This is a genomic window from Mesotoga sp. BH458_6_3_2_1 (genome assembly GCF_003664995.1).
GTDB lineage: Bacteria > Thermotogota > Thermotogae > Petrotogales > Kosmotogaceae > Mesotoga.
Genome location: NZ_JFHL01000018.1, coordinates 149,372 through 163,715, shown reverse-complemented (window position 1 = coordinate 163,715; position 14,344 = coordinate 149,372). Strand labels below are relative to the sequence as shown.

The following is a 14,344-nucleotide window of genomic DNA, read 5'->3' as shown; positions in this document are numbered from 1 at the left end:
GCATATGCGAGTTGAAAAAGAGCCTCTGTTAGAAATCAAAGATCTCAAAATCGCCTTCGATTCTGCAGAAGGAATGCTCTACGCGGTGAAGGGCATATCTCTGGAGGTGCTGGAGAAGGAGATAGTAGGGATCGTTGGAGAATCTGGATGCGGAAAGACCGTGACAGCTCTTTCCATAATGAGGTTGCTTCCAGGGAATTCGCGCCTGAAAGGAAGTCTCTTCTTCTCAGGAACCGATCTGCTTTCTCTTAATGAGGAGAAAACCAGGCAAATACGTGGAAAGGATATCTCGATGATCTTTCAGGAGACACTTTCATCACTCAATCCTCTACTTAAGGTCGGGTGGCAGATTGACGAAAACCTTAAGATGCACACTTCTCTAGACAAGGAGGAGCGATTCTCAAGGGTTCTTGAGATCATGAAAGGTGTCGGTCTTCCAGATCCAGAAAGAACATACGGCAAGTACCCTCACGAACTGTCGGGCGGTATGAGGCAGAGAATAGCTATAGCTATAGCCATAGTCTGCAATCCAAAACTAATAATTGCAGATGAGCCCACTACTTCTCTAGACGTAACAATACAGGCACAGATACTGGAATTGTTAAGAGAGATAAATCGCGAGAGATACTCCTCGATAATTTTCATTTCGCACAATCTCGGAGTAATTCGGGAGATCTGCTCGATGGTCTACGTTATGTATGCCGGGCACATCGTTGAGAAGGCACCTGTCAGTAAGCTTTTCACTGATCCGGCCCATCCTTACACAATGGGACTTATGAAAGCCATACCTAAGAGAGACTCAAAAGGCAAAGAGCTTTTCGACATTCGCGGCCGAGTGCCGTCAATAGCGGAATCAATTCCCGGTTGCCCATTTGAGCCAAGATGTGGCTACGCTGTCGAAAGATGCAAGAAAGAGTTCCCCGAATTCAAAAAGATGACCAATGATCACGAAGCGAGATGCTTCCTTGCTGGAGACATTTGATGAAGAAAGGTATTCTGGAGATTCACAACCTTAGAAAACATTACAGGCTGAGAAGAACCCGATTGCTGAAGAAGCCGGGATCGATCAAGGCACTTAACGGAGTTTCCTTAAGCATTTCTAAAGGAGAATCTTTCGGACTTGTTGGTGAGTCAGGTTGTGGAAAATCAACGGCCGCCTATACAATCGTGGGGCTTTTAAAACCGACGGAGGGGAGGATCCTCTTCAAAGGCAATGATGTCACTTCGCTGAATAGAGATCAGAAACGGGAATTCAGAAAGAAGGTTCAGCTAATCTTTCAAGACACTTCCGGTTCCTTGAATCCAAAAGGAACAGTCGAATGGATACTGAGAGAACCTTTGAGAGCAATGGGAATGCAGAAGAAAGAGATAAAAGAATTGATTTTGGAGAGTATGAACCTTGTCGGACTGGACAAGGATCTGTTGGGGAGATTTCCTCACGAGCTTTCTGGAGGTCAAAAACAACGCGTAGGAATAATGAACGCATTAATTCTGAATCCTGAAGTCGTAATAGCCGATGAACCGATTTCTTCCCTCGATGTCTCTATTCAGGCACAAATTCTTAACCTTATGAACGACCTTCAGGAGAGGCTTTCTCTGACCTATCTCTTCATTTCCCATGATTTGAACGTTGTTCATTACTTCTGCGACAGAATAGCCGTCATGTATCTTGGCGAAATCGTTGAGCTCTCCGAATCTGAAGAGCTATATAGATCACCGCTTCACCCATATACTCAGTCCCTCCTTTCGGCAATTCCCGGTGAAACCGGTCACAAGCTTGAAAGAATAATACTTGAAGGTGATGCTCCCAGTCCCTTGAATCCCCCAACTGGATGCTTCTTTCACCCCAGATGTTTCAGAAGAATGGCGATTTGTTCGAGTGTGAAGCCGCAAATGACCGAGGTAACGAAAGATCACTTTGTAAGCTGTCACCTTTACTAAGCATTCCACTCTCCTGAAACTGGAACCCGAGGCGGTTTTTTGACCGGCATCGCTTCAAAGAGCACGAATCAACTCTTTCATCCGATCTTCTTGAGTAGATACATACTAAGCACATAAAGACAGCTTGCCATAACAGCCAATGAGATAAAAGCAACTCCAAACGAGACTGTGTCAGCAATTCTTCCGAAGATGGGGAAGAAAACTATCATTACTAAGCTGTACATCATGCTTGCAAAGGATATTATCGTTGCCCTGCTCTTGGATGGAATCAGCTTGTTTATGTAGTCGTTACCCGCTACAAACAACATAGCTTCAATCATGGTTACAACCATGAAGAAGGGTAACTTGTTTGAACAAAGAGCCACACCCCACATGGATGCGACGGAGATTAGAGGCAGTATGATTAGGACTTTCTTCTCCTTCAGCAGATGAGATAGCCTCTGAACCTTCATGGCCACTAATCCGGCTAGAAACGAACCGGCCGCGAGGTATATGCCAATCTGGAACTCGGTACGGCCAAGTCCTTTCCAGTAGTTCTGAATGTAAAAGAATATGCAGGCACTGAATGCAAGTATTGTCTGAACAAAAAAGATAAGAAATGCAACCTTTCTATCTCTAGCGATTATTGAGAAGCTATCAGCAATTTGCTTCAGGAAGCCCCGGAAGGTTTTTGAGTTACGGCCCACAGACTCGAGGATTGGTGGTTCTGTGAACGAAAGAGAATAGACCGCCGAAAATGCGATGATCCCGGCGGAAACCCAAAATGCATAGTGATAATTGTACGTTCCCAGGAACCCGCCTAGTAGAAGCGCCGCAACTGAAGACACTTGAAATATGGCCTCCTGCCTCCCAAGAACCGATATGAAATTCTCTTCAGTTTTCAGATATTTGAGAGAATCATATACAAGAGCCTCTCCAGAACCCGATTCCAGGTTATACGAAAGAGCAGCTAGTACCATGAAAATGGTGAAATGAAAGAAGCTGGTCGCACCGATCAACACCAGAATACTCGCAAGAGAGAGACATCTACCAATAGTTCTGCTGAGCTTTCTACCGAACAAGTCTGCTACAGACCCGGTAGGGACCTCCATCATCAAAGAGGTCACGTGGAATATTCCTTCAAGGAAACCGATCTGCGTCAAACTCATTCCCTTGAAGGCCATGTAGATCATCCATAGACCGCTCGACAGTCTCATGTTCATAAGGAAAGAGAATAAATAATTCTTCTTTATGTTGCTTTTCATTCGCTCAACCGTATTATTCATAACATTTTCTCCCAAAAGAAAGAGGCCGTGACGCTCGTCACGGCCTCTTGATTCACAGCTAAGATTTCAGAGCAACCCAGGCTCGACGAGATAGCATTCACCCACGGAACTCGAAAATCCGCCCAAAATAGCTCTTCTATAGGCCTGAATAACTTCTAGCATGTGGGTTCGCTCCTTCTCCTGGATTGAGTTACGAAGATTATACATCAAATAGGCTAATAAAAAAACTCCCGATGTGGATGAGGTATTTCTTGCAATTCTCTGGGTTGTTCAGCCGCTGGAAAAACTCCACCGGTGCCGAGCTCTCAATCTTCTTCCTCAGACTTATGAAGGAGATTTTTTGAGCTTCTCCTGAAGATCGACTCATCGTAGGAGTCCGCAAGAATCTCTTTTGTGCGGGTAAAGGAATCGATATCAATTTCCTCCGAATACTCGAAGCTCTTCAGCATACCTTCTTCAATGGTGACAATTTTTTCGCCATGTTCTGCAATGAACTGCCTGTCGTGACTAATGAAGAAAAACCCTCCCGAGAAGTCGTTTAGAAGTTTGTCAAGTACTTCGAGAGATTCAATATCCAAATGATTGGTTGGCTCGTCCATGAAGATGAACTCAACCTTTGAAAGAAGAGATTTTAGTAAGGCAAGCCTCATCAACTCTCCATAGCTCATCGTTTTAATCTCCGAGAAAGCCCTCTCTCTCTTGAGACCGATATTGGCCAGGTGACTTCTTACTGCGGGCTCTTCCAGTTCAAGGTCGGCAATTTCTTCATAGGGAGTTTTTCTTTCGAAGAGTTCTGCGACATTCTGTGGAATGTACATCCAGTTTACACTCTCATTTCTGTAGATTTTGCCACTCGATAGTTCCAGAATTCCTACAAGGCATTTAATCAGAGTTGTTTTCCCCGAACCATTCGGCCCAATGAGACCGACTCTATCGGAAGTGTCTATGTTAACAGAGGCCTCCCTTATGACTTCATTTTCTCCGTAAGAGAACGACAGGCTCTCCACCATGACCATTTTTCTTTTCGGAACTCCATATTTGGGAATCCTGACATTAACTGGCTTCTCAACAAACGGTTTTTCGCACTCCAGTTCACCGATCAGTCTTTCAGTCCTTTTCTGTACGGCTAACGCCCGTTTGGCTAGTTTGGCCGCCATATGTCCTTCATGGCCTTTATCGCTTGCAAATCTCTTTGAAGCCTCTCTTGAATTGGACCAGCTCTTTCTCCTGGTCGCATCGAGTTCCAGTTGGCGTATCTTCTTACTTATTTCTTCACTTGTCTTCTGTCTTGAGAGGAAATCTCTTTCAAGATGCGCCAGCATCTCAGAATAACCTCCTCGAACTCCTACTGCCTCTCCCCTTTTCAGACAGATCGTCTTGTGAGCGACTTTGTCGATGAATCTCCTGTCATGGCTCACTACAATAACTCCAACACCTCTCTCGCTTAGTGAGGTAATGATCTCTTCAAGTCTCAAGGTCATTTCTATATCGAGATGGTTTGTCGGCTCGTCAAGCAAGAAAAGATTCGAACCGGAGAGAACTCCCCTAATCAGTGAGAGAATTCTCTTCTGCCCATGGGAAAGATTCATGTACGGGAAATCCAGGTTGTCAACATCGATACCAAACTCATTTAGAGATGAAGAAATCTTCGTTTCGAACTCGAATCCCCCAACATTATGAAATTCATTTATGAGTTCCGCATAAGCCATAGGATCATTTACAGACCCACCCAATTTCTCGTAGATATCGAAGAGCTCTTCTCTCGCCCCGAGAAGATACTCCTTCACTGTCCCATGAAAGTCTGACGTCTCCTGGTTCACAAGAAGCGGTTTGATACCTTGCTCTATAGTTATTTTCCCATCCGAGGGAGTGATTTCACCTATAATTGATTTTAGGAGAGTCGACTTGCCGGCACCGTTTGCCCCGGTGACAGCCAAAACCTCTCCTGCAGCGAGATCGAAACTGATTTTCTTAAGAACGTCTACACTTCCAAAGGAAATTGAAAGATTGTATATTCGAAGCAAAGTGATCACCTCCAGTAAGGCTTAAAGCTAGAAATCATTCAAATTGAAAGGTCAAATAGAATCGAAGTCTTTCGATGCTTTTTTGAGGAAGTATTCAGTTTTGTCGATTAAAGAAGTCTATTCTTCATTTCAGCACCTGCTGGTTTGTGATCACTTACTTATAGCATATCAAGGCTAATCAAGTCAAATAGTTAACGTAAATCTGCCCTTCAAATTGTTATTCTCAGTATATTCTTGCCGTCTTCGTAAGAGTATTCTATCCCTCTCGAAAACCTTCTAATGAGGTAAACTCCCATTCCGCCTTTTTGAAGGAGCTCGATATCCTCGAGGTCTGGCTCATCGACCTCTAGGGGATTGAACTCTTTGGAAGTATCTTCGATAGTGATAGTCACTCTGTCTTCTCCAATAGTGAGATCGACAGATATGCGGTCTTCTTCGTCAAGTTCTCCATGCTTCACTATGTTAGAACAAGCCTCGATAACTATGAGCCCGGCTCTGAAACCGTTTTCGTTGCCCATGTTTTTTCTGACTATATCGGATACCTTCGCAGAAAAAGCATCTATCTTGCCTAAATTGGGCTCGATCATGAAGCTGTAGTTCTTCTCACCCATTATTCAGCACGAATTCTTGACAGCTTCTTCAACGCTGCAGTCCTTAACGATAAACAGCCTGTCAAGCCTCAGTGTGTTAAGCAGTTTCTTAATCTCCTCAGAGAGATTCACCAGAACCAGATCATTACCCTCCGCCGCAATAGTCTTATAAATACTTATGAGAGCGGCAATGCCCATCGAATCAATAAATTCGATATTAGTCCCATCAAGAATTACTCTCGAACAGCTCTTCAAATCTACTGTATCCTGCCACTTTCTAAAGTTTGAAGACGTTTCTCCCGTAATTCTCGCCCTCTTCTCGAGAGAAATCACGCCGATCTCATCTTTCGCCAACCTGAACTCAAACATCCTTCACTCAACTCCTCGTTTTATATATTTCCACTTGTAAGGGGGCGAAACTAGAATTCTATTAGCAGCGCCGTAATATCGTCTTCGGCAAGCGCATCACCTTTAAAACTCTCATATGAATCTTTCAAACGCCCAGAGGTTCTTTTGATATCGATTTTAGAACAGCTTTTCACCAGATCTATCAGTCTATCCTCACCGAACATTTCACCGCCTTCATTCATTACTTCTATCAGTCCGTCAGTGTACAGCAACAGCCGATCTCCGCTAAGAAAAGGGATCTTTGCAACGTCTCCCCGAATCATATTTATACCGACCAGACCTTCTCTCTGTCTGTCAAGTAATTCGACAGACCCATTTCTTTGAATTAATGGCGATGGGTGTCCTGCATTTGAAAGAAGGACAATGCCTTCCTCAAGATCCACGATTAACGAAACGATTGTGAAGAAAAGGTTGAATCTCTCGAATACAAAGCTCTTGTCGAGCTCCTTCATGAAAACGCCAAGGTCGAAATCCCTATCCCCCATACCAATTCTGAAATCCTCAATGAACCTGTGGACCATTACAGAAAGCATTGCGGCATTCACTCCGTGACCCGACATATCTGCGAGATATACAAAGAAACGATTGTCACTCAATTTGAAAACATCGAATATGTCCCCACCAACTCTATAAGAAGGTTCATAGATCCACTCAACGGCCAAGCCCTGTGGATTACTCTGGGGCACTAACGCGTTCTGTATCTTTCCCGCTGCCAGAACATCGCTTTCAAGATTGTCCACCGCAATTCTCAATGACTTTATAAGATCATGAAGCTTCAGTTGGGTATTCACTCTGAGAATAACCTCTTCAGGAAGAAAGGGCTTAGAGATGAAATCAACTGCACCAGAACCAAGCGCGGTAAGTTTGCTTTCCCGGTCGGCAGATCCCGTAAGGACAATAACGGGAATAGATTCAAGTTCTCGATCTTGCTTCAGCTCGTTGAGAATATCCAGTCCGTTGTAGTCAGGCAACATGAGATCCAGCAAGATCATATCTGGCTTCCCCTTTGATAGTGAGGAAAACGCCGATTTGCCATCTGCACTTTCTACCACTTCATGTTCGTCTCTTGCGAGTATCGATTTCAGTAGAACCCTTACCGACAGGTCATCGTCCACCACCAGTATTCTGCTCATCTAACCACTTCCTATTCGAAGTACCTCAAAGCTTCTGCAGGCACGATTTTCGAGGCCGAATAACTGGGAATAATCGTTGAAACAAGTGAAGCTATATAAAAGATCAGCGTCATAGCAATTAGCTGATCCCAAGGGATATAGAGCTTCATACCCTCCATCAAAGGAGAAGCGTAAATCTCTAAACTCGTAAGTGTTCCTGTTACTATACCAAGAACAATACCAATAATCGCAATGAAAGACGTTTCGAGAAGGAACGAAGAGAATACCATCTTCTTGGTGAAGCCTATTGCCTTAAGCATACCAATAATTCGCTTCCTTTCGTGAAGCGCCTTGAACATAATGATCGCGATTCCAACAATCCCCACAAGCATCCCGAAGTACAGGAAGGATCTAAGAATACTAATCGTACCCTGCAGCATGGTCGAAGTAAGGTTAATTATGTCATCAACATAGAGCAGGAAGAGATTGCCAGATGCGATCTTGTCCTGTAGGGCATCGAAGTTTCCTTTCTTTTCACCTTCGGTGGCGCCTGCAAGGTTGAAAAGGTACTGCCTCTCAGCAACATTCCCGGATAACTCGGTAGGAACGTTTCCTCTATATATAAGCAGACCGTTCAAGAAGGAGATAGTGTTCTCCGGGATCGTAGCAATCACTTTGAGATATACGGATTTAGAATCAATCATCTCAGAGGCGACATTTCTCCTCAATAAACCGCTTACGCCATGTCCGCTATCTTCTTGAGCGATGACTCCTCTGAGTTCCAGAACATCCCCGGGTTTGACGTCGGGCAGGACGCTGTTCGATACAACAACCGTGCCAGGATTGTCTCTGAGGTACTTCCAGAGATCATTCGGACTTGATATACCTAGTTTTTCATCATAATCAATTTCGAGCAACCTGTTGTAGTCAACAAAACTATCATCGACCGAATAGATCTGCTCAAGACCGTACCGATCATCCCTTCTTACTGCTACATTCATTCCGGCGACAGTAGAAATCTCTCTTACTTCTGGCTGGGACTGCAACTCACTGAAGGAAATGCTTCCATTCCCGGTGAAGGAGAAGGCCCCAACATCGAAACCGGAAAAGACAGCATCTCGACTCTTGACAAGCATTTGCTCCATAGAGTAGGGAATTATCGAAATCAGAGTGATAACAAAAATCACTACGGCAAACATAGCAATTGTAAGCCCCGTTCTCATTCGGTTTCTGGCAGAAAAAGCAACAGATATCTTGAATACGGGAGCCGCCGCTTTTGCTCTCTGGAAGAGCTTATTCAATAGGAATTCAAAGGTCTTAAGATTATACACAATCAGGAAAAGTCCGGCAAAAAGAATTGCGGCGCCTTTCGCCACCGTGAGGTAAATCGACGAACCGGTATTGGAAGCAATTAAAGAAAAGGAATTGCTGAGCATTGTGAATACAATCACACCAATCGAGAACAACGACTCTATCAACCTCTTGTTTTTCACCGGAATTGCAACTGGAATTAGGAGACCCGCAAGCACCACGCCGGTGAAGAACCCGGCGGCATTTCCCAGTGTGTAGCTGCTGTAAGCCATGATAGTCGAAAATAAAACGCCCACAGCAGCAAGAATATTCAGGAGAAGCCTCTTGCGGTCGTCCAGCTCTTCAGGGATGTTCCGAACGGCGGTAACAATGTTCGTTCGGGATATCTTTCTGCCCGTGTAGACAATAATAACCATCGGAATTATCAGTCCCAAAAGAAAACCATAAGCGATAGAATCTGTGCGTACGAAGAAGACAAACGAACTCTGCATTGAACTGAAAGCCATGTTTGCTCCTTCAAAGGGAATAAGTGAAGCAACGTCCTCGAAGAGGTTCACAAAACTCCCCAGGATAAACCTTGCGATTGCCAAACCGCCTAAGACTCCGATCGCAGATGAGAAAATTGAGTAGAAAAAGCCTTCGTACAGAATCGTTTTCGAAACCTTCCTTCTTGAATAACCTATCGCCCTGAGGGTACCGAGTTCAGTTCTTCGCTCCTGAGCAAGCATCAAGTATATATTTGTCAGAAGCAACGCCCCGGCAAAAATAGCAAATACGCTCAACATAAGGAACAACAAACCGATATTGCCCTGGTCAACCATACTAATGGAGTCTCTTTTGACCTCTCTTACCACATATTCCTCACCGGCTATCTCTCTTATGCTTGTAACAACTTCATCGGTGAGTTTCTCCCCTTTCAGGAAGTCGCCGCGGTTTGAGACAAGAAGAGCATTGAAATAGTCGTCAACACCGATCTTCAGGACCTCTCTGGCAGATTCAATGTCCATCAGCATAGTGAATGCATTTGGCCCCTGGTTTTCAATCTGGTAGTGAAGAACACCATTACCTTCGACAATTCCCGCGACTCTCACTTCGGGAAGAGGTATCCAGAAGAGTAGCCTCTGGCCGGGATCGGCAAGGATTTCGAGCGTATCTCCCACAGATACTCCCAGAGAATCTGACAACTCCTTGTTGATAATCACCTCGAGAACGCCCTCTGTCTTGCCGGGCACTGCAAACTCAACCTCGGCAACATCAGGCCAACCTGAGAGTTTTCCGGGCTCTACACCAATGATACTCACCTGAAGACTCTGCCCGGTTTGACTTCTTGCCTCACCTGGAAGCCCGACAGATACGGTTCTGGTGAGAATCGGAAGCACACCGTCAACCTGTTCATTCTCGGACAGTGAATCAACAAGAGCCTCGATCTTGAAATTGGGGATGAATTCTTTGACAACGTTCTGATTGTCGGAAGGAATGTAGACCATTTCATCTATCTCACCGTGGCTTCTTTCAATTTGAGCATAAAGAAACTTCTGGAAAGAATCGTTCATAGCCATTGAACCCATAATTAAAGCCGTTCCGATAAGAGATCCCATGATCACCAGAAGAGTGTCGGATTTTCTTCTGTAGATATTCCTGTAACCGATCTTGAAGATTATCGGATTCGCTATCATTGAAACTACCGTCGCAATCACAGCGATCCCTGAAAGGATGCTCACGATCTGTATTAACACTATTGCACCTTCAGTTCTTTATTCTCTTCAATCTTGAGAATGCGACCACTGTCCATATGGAGAACTCTGTTTGAGTAATTGGAGACTCTTTCATCATGAGTAACGATCACAAATGTCTGGTTAAATGTAGCATTAAGCTCAGTAATCAAGTTCATCAAATCACTGCTGGTCTTTGTATCAAGCGCTCCGGTAGGTTCGTCTGCCCACACTATTGCCGGCTTATGAACAAGCGCTCTTGCGATAGAGACTCTTTGTCTTTCGCCGCCGCTAAGTCTTGAAGGAAGATAATGTTCGCGCTCCCTTAGGTTGACTTTTGCAAGGATGTCCATTGCGGCCTCTCTCGCCTTCTTCTCATTGCTTCCCATAGTGAGCATAGCAAGTTCAACGTTCTCAACTGCCTTCAAGACGGGTATCAAGTTGTAGAATTGGAAAACGAATCCCATGTGCATCGCCCTGAAGCGTGTCTTTTCATCATCCTTTAATGAATGGAGATCCACTCCCTTAATGATGACTTTGCCTTCTGTGGGTGTATCTATTCCTGAAAGGCAATTCAAGAGCGTACTCTTTCCGCAACCGGAAGGACCCAAAATCGACAGTATTTCGCCCTTATAGATATCGAAAGAGACCCCCTTCAGTGCTTCAACCGATATTTCACCTGACCTGTAAGTCTTGCTTAGGTCTCTGACTTCAACAAATGCCATTTCGAATCTCCTTCCTGTGGGCGAAACAGATACTACAAAGTGATATCGTCCACAGCTTTCTTTATCTCACCATTGAGCTTCTCAATCGTCTTTTCAAGAGTTGAAAAGGCCCTTCTTGATAAGACGACAATTATTACAGATGCAGCGTAAGAGAATAAACCGGCAACAATCTCCGTTCTCCTCTGAATAAGCACGGATGAAAGCATAACTGCGAGAGGAAATAGCGGTGCTGCGTAAGCCGAGAATAGATAGAGTTTTCTCTGCAACTCGGAGGGCTTCCTTAGTCTTTCTTCAAGAGAAGACACCACTTCTTCGAGGTTCTTCAGATTCTCAGAATCAATCATCTTTCCCTTTGTGCTTTCTTCGAATGTACTCCTGAGAGTAAGTATGCTTTGAACATTCTCTAGGAATCCCGAGATCTCTTTTGAACGGCTCTTCCCTGGAACTCCCATGATTATTAAGTAGTCAGCAACGATTATTATAGGCATAAAGAAAAACACAGCCTGAGAGTAAGAGCCCTTAGCAAAATTCAGCATGAATAGGATTGCAGTAGAGACAAAGTAGAACACTGTCACTTTTTTCATCAGTCCATTTCCGGTAGTTTCTCCACCATCACCGAAGATGCGGATACCCTAACCTTACACTCATCAATCTCTTCAACCCAATCTATTGGTATTAGTTTCTTCGACTTTGAGCCAAAGCCACCACACTCGCCTATCAAATGAGTTATCTTACCTTCATCGTTAAGAATGAAACTCCTTACCCTGCCCACCGTCTTTTCCTCAGCAGTAACTATATCACACCCTGGTTCAAGTGACTTGCTGTCTTTTGGAACATTTATTGACGTATTCAGTGGTGGAAGCGGGTAGAGCTCAGCATAGTCGCCAACCGGCCTCAGCCAGTACACCGGAGTCACTCCGCTCTCCAAATTCTCTATTTCTTCACCAGTGACGAAGAATGTCTCTTCGTAATCCTGCAAAGTCTCAACATCTTTCGACTCAATCTTCAGTCTTACTTCATCGGGAGCTGCAAAGAACACAGTAGTTATCGGCACCAGTTTTGCCACTCTGTTGAAAATCCCCTTTTCTATTACAACATGAGTAACCTCGTTGCTCTTGGGATGTATAACCACCCGGATGACTTTTCCGAGATCATTGCCGTCGGAAGAGATCGCTTTGGCGCCCCATCTGATTCTGTTTTCCATAGGTTCACCCCCTTCAGTCAAGTTTATCATGCAACACATACACCATTTCAATTACTAGATGTTTGACTGCAGAAAAAGAGAAGGAGTTGTACAATATATGAGCAGAAGGGAGGAGGACATAGAACACGTCGATCTTCCCGGTTAATGAACTGTTCTGAAAAAGCCATTAAATCTGAGAGGAGGAAGTTCGTCTCTACGTGAAGAATACGACGAACAGTGAAGTCGATGAGCCCGTTCCGGCTATTCTGGATATTTGTCAAAGTTAGTTCATTCACAATTGGTGGTGGCTACGCAATGATTCCCGTAATAAAGGAATTCATTGTCGACAAATACAAAATAATGAAGGAAGATGAATTTCTCGACGTAATTGTGACCGCTCAGACCGTACCCGGAGTGATTGCAATCAACACGGCAATGATTCTGGGCAGCAGATTAGCTGGACTATGGGGAGCTTTCTTTGCAGTTCTAGGAGCTTCGTTGACACCGTTCTTCATAATACTTGTCATTGCAACATTCTTCACAGATTTCGCCGATTTGCCAGTTTTCAAAGGTTTCTTTGCTGGTGCAAGAGTTGGTGTAACGGTAATCCTGGCAAATCTTTCCTTTCAGTTACTCAAGAAGAGTCTGAAAAGGTATCTTATCTTGATAGTGATAGCCGCTGGAACAGTGGCAATTGTTTTCTTCAACATTTCTTCAATATGGGTTTTGCTACTTTGCTCCATACTAATCTATATTATCGACAGGCGGCTGGCGAGATGATTCTCATAGAGCTTTTCTGGTCATTTTTCAAAATCGGCCTTCTTGCTTTTGGGGGGGGATACGGCGCTCTCAGCTTAATTCAAGATCAGATTGTCAACATAAACAACTGGATGAATCTCGAAGAGTTCCTTACGTTGATCTCCATCTCACAAATGACTCCAGGTCCAATTGCTATCAATTCTGCAACTTTCATAGGATATCGGATCGCCGGTGTGCCCGGATCGGTCTGTTCTACTGTTGGAGTTGTTCTTCCAAGCGTATTCTGGATTTTCTTAATTCTAAAACTCCTCAAACTTCTGTCAAGATGGATTGACACTTCTGAGGTCTTCAACGCTCTCCGTTTAGGTATAGTAGCTCTTATTCTTTCGGCCACATTCAGAATAGGGATTGAGTCTATCAACAGTATTTTCACGTTAATTCTTGGAATATTCGCCTTCGTAATCCTTAGCAAATTCAGACTGTCTGTCATTTGGATTGTCTTAGGAACGGGTCTTGTAGGCGTGATCTGGACCGTTCTGCTTCCTTTCTAGAATCTGAATTTATAATCTAAATGCGTTGATTAGCAGCCTTGCGTTGCAGAAGCAACGCAATCTTTCGAATGCAATATGTGAACTATTCATTAGAATAAGTAACCTGATTTATTTGTCTCCATTACTAATTTCTCCAAATTCAAACTCTGGTTCGCATAATATAAAGTCTTGTGTATTAAACATATTATATCTTCTATCGTTTGATTATAGCTCATATCGGTTTTTTGTATCCCATCTTGGGCGATTATTGATTATTAGCAGAGTTCACGGACGATTATCGATGATTTACTAGCCCCTGCATGGTTTTGGAATCTGAACGTCTATGATCTAAAATTGACTTACCGTCTTAATTCGTTTCGAAAGAGTTTCGATCATTTTCGTGCAGGTGACCAACAATATTTTCTTGAACTGTGAACATTCAATAGATATAATCAGTAAATTTGGGTTGATTGAAGAAGGTAATGTAACTCAAACACTTGACCAGGAGGTGCTGTATATGTGGAAGATACCTGAAGAAGAAGATCACTGAAAGATGATAACTAAGGAATTGATAACGTGGACAAGCAGATTATGGAGGTGAATTGAATGAAAAAGATAGCAGCGATTATTCTCATTGGTTTGATAGCTTTTGGTAGCGTTGCCATTGCAGGGCCAGGCCTGTGGAAGATCCCCGAGGATGAGATAACAGTTGACGGCGGACCGGGACTCTGGAAGATTCCCGAGGGTTATTGATAGATTCTGAAGCACATTATTGGGATTATGG

At 43.9% G+C, this 14,344-nt stretch carries 14 protein-coding genes; 5 read left to right on the top strand and 9 right to left on the bottom strand.

Going from position 1 to position 14,344, the window contains the following annotated elements; translation table 11 throughout:
• Positions 1-4 precede the first annotated feature (4 nt).
• Together Y697_RS09620 and Y697_RS09615 are read left to right on the top strand one after the other, a co-directional pair.
• On the top strand, positions 5-982 hold the full coding sequence (locus Y697_RS09620; RefSeq protein ID WP_121551409.1) for an ABC transporter ATP-binding protein: 978 nt from the start codon (positions 5-7) through the stop codon (positions 980-982).
• A complete protein-coding gene (locus tag Y697_RS09615) occupies positions 982-1,941 on the top strand; it encodes an ABC transporter ATP-binding protein (protein ID WP_121551408.1) in 960 nt (319 codons plus the stop codon). Before Y697_RS09620 ends, Y697_RS09615 begins: the two co-directional genes overlap by 1 nt.
• A gap of 77 nt (positions 1,942-2,018) precedes the next feature.
• Here the strand turns inward: Y697_RS09615 and Y697_RS09610 are convergent, their stop codons facing one another.
• The 9 genes from Y697_RS09610 to Y697_RS09570 form a co-directional block, all read right to left on the bottom strand.
• The gene (locus Y697_RS09610) at positions 2,019-3,206 is read right to left on the bottom strand and encodes an MFS transporter (RefSeq protein ID WP_121551407.1); all 1,188 of its coding nucleotides are present in this window, start codon (positions 3,204-3,206) and stop codon (positions 2,019-2,021) included.
• Between the two features lie 305 nt (positions 3,207-3,511).
• Positions 3,512-5,239 carry an ABC-F family ATP-binding cassette domain-containing protein gene (locus tag Y697_RS09605; protein ID WP_259462464.1) on the bottom strand — a complete coding sequence of 576 codons (1,728 nt, stop codon included), beginning with the start codon at positions 5,237-5,239 and terminating at the stop codon, positions 3,512-3,514.
• 200 nt (positions 5,240-5,439) lie between these two features.
• Positions 5,440-5,841, bottom strand: coding sequence for an ATP-binding protein (locus tag Y697_RS09600; protein ID WP_006487715.1), 402 nt, complete (start codon positions 5,839-5,841; stop codon positions 5,440-5,442).
• A 3-nt stretch (positions 5,842-5,844) separates the two neighbouring features.
• Positions 5,845-6,189, bottom strand: coding sequence for an STAS domain-containing protein (locus tag Y697_RS09595; RefSeq protein WP_006487720.1), 345 nt, complete (start codon positions 6,187-6,189; stop codon positions 5,845-5,847).
• A gap of 50 nt (positions 6,190-6,239) precedes the next feature.
• Entirely contained in the window at positions 6,240-7,361 is a 1,122-nt protein-coding gene (locus Y697_RS09590) for a PP2C family protein-serine/threonine phosphatase (RefSeq protein ID WP_006487722.1), read from the bottom strand.
• A gap of 11 nt (positions 7,362-7,372) precedes the next feature.
• A complete protein-coding gene (locus Y697_RS09585) occupies positions 7,373-10,387 on the bottom strand; it encodes an ABC transporter permease (RefSeq protein ID WP_121551405.1) in 3,015 nt (1,004 codons plus the stop codon).
• On the bottom strand, positions 10,387-11,088 hold the full coding sequence (locus Y697_RS09580; RefSeq protein WP_121551404.1) for an ABC transporter ATP-binding protein: 702 nt from the start codon (positions 11,086-11,088) through the stop codon (positions 10,387-10,389). The genes Y697_RS09585 and Y697_RS09580 overlap by 1 nt, the downstream gene beginning before the upstream one ends.
• A 32-nt stretch (positions 11,089-11,120) precedes the next feature.
• Entirely contained in the window at positions 11,121-11,672 is a 552-nt protein-coding gene (locus Y697_RS09575) for a hypothetical protein (RefSeq protein WP_121551403.1), read from the bottom strand.
• Complete coding sequence (locus tag Y697_RS09570; protein ID WP_183083772.1) at positions 11,672-12,292, bottom strand: PRC-barrel domain-containing protein; 621 nt, start codon at positions 12,290-12,292, stop codon at positions 11,672-11,674. Before Y697_RS09570 ends, Y697_RS09575 begins: the two co-directional genes overlap by 1 nt.
• A 225-nt stretch (positions 12,293-12,517) precedes the next feature.
• Between Y697_RS09570 and Y697_RS09565 the strand changes: the two genes are divergently transcribed.
• From Y697_RS09565 to Y697_RS14720, 3 genes are all read left to right on the top strand, one after another.
• On the top strand, positions 12,518-13,051 hold the full coding sequence (locus tag Y697_RS09565) for a chromate transporter (protein ID WP_121551483.1): 534 nt from the start codon (positions 12,518-12,520) through the stop codon (positions 13,049-13,051).
• Positions 12,991-13,581 (top strand): chromate transporter, encoded by a 591-nt coding sequence (locus Y697_RS09560; protein WP_259462460.1) that lies wholly within the window; start codon positions 12,991-12,993, stop codon positions 13,579-13,581. The genes Y697_RS09565 and Y697_RS09560 overlap by 61 nt, the downstream gene beginning before the upstream one ends.
• Before the next feature lie 585 nt (positions 13,582-14,166).
• The gene (locus Y697_RS14720; RefSeq protein WP_183083771.1) at positions 14,167-14,313 is read left to right on the top strand and encodes a hypothetical protein; all 147 of its coding nucleotides are present in this window, start codon (positions 14,167-14,169) and stop codon (positions 14,311-14,313) included.
• Positions 14,314-14,344: the final 31 nt, after the last annotated feature.

Bases quoted from the DNA above. Each gene is read 5' to 3' on its own strand.
- Y697_RS09620 (WP_121551409.1), top strand. From the start codon at position 5: ATGCGAGTTGAAAAAGAGCCTCTGTTAGAAATCAAAGATCTCAAAATC.
- Y697_RS09615 (WP_121551408.1), top strand. From the start codon at position 982: ATGAAGAAAGGTATTCTGGAGATTCACAACCTTAGAAAACATTACAGG.
- Y697_RS09610 (WP_121551407.1), bottom strand. From the start codon at position 3,206: ATGAATAATACGGTTGAGCGAATGAAAAGCAACATAAAGAAGAATTAT.
- Y697_RS09600 (WP_006487715.1), bottom strand. From the start codon at position 5,841: ATGGGTGAGAAGAACTACAGCTTCATGATCGAGCCCAATTTAGGCAAG.
- Y697_RS09595 (WP_006487720.1), bottom strand. From the start codon at position 6,189: ATGTTTGAGTTCAGGTTGGCGAAAGATGAGATCGGCGTGATTTCTCTC.
- Y697_RS09590 (WP_006487722.1), bottom strand. From the start codon at position 7,361: ATGAGCAGAATACTGGTGGTGGACGATGACCTGTCGGTAAGGGTTCTA.
- Y697_RS09580 (WP_121551404.1), bottom strand. From the start codon at position 11,088: ATGGCATTTGTTGAAGTCAGAGACCTAAGCAAGACTTACAGGTCAGGT.
- Y697_RS09575 (WP_121551403.1), bottom strand. From the start codon at position 11,672: ATGAAAAAAGTGACAGTGTTCTACTTTGTCTCTACTGCAATCCTATTC.
- Y697_RS09570 (WP_183083772.1), bottom strand. From the start codon at position 12,292: ATGGAAAACAGAATCAGATGGGGCGCCAAAGCGATCTCTTCCGACGGC.
- Y697_RS09565 (WP_121551483.1), top strand. From the start codon at position 12,518: ATGAGCCCGTTCCGGCTATTCTGGATATTTGTCAAAGTTAGTTCATTC.
- Y697_RS09560 (WP_259462460.1), top strand. From the start codon at position 12,991: ATGGGTTTTGCTACTTTGCTCCATACTAATCTATATTATCGACAGGCG.
- Y697_RS14720 (WP_183083771.1), top strand. From the start codon at position 14,167: ATGAAAAAGATAGCAGCGATTATTCTCATTGGTTTGATAGCTTTTGGT.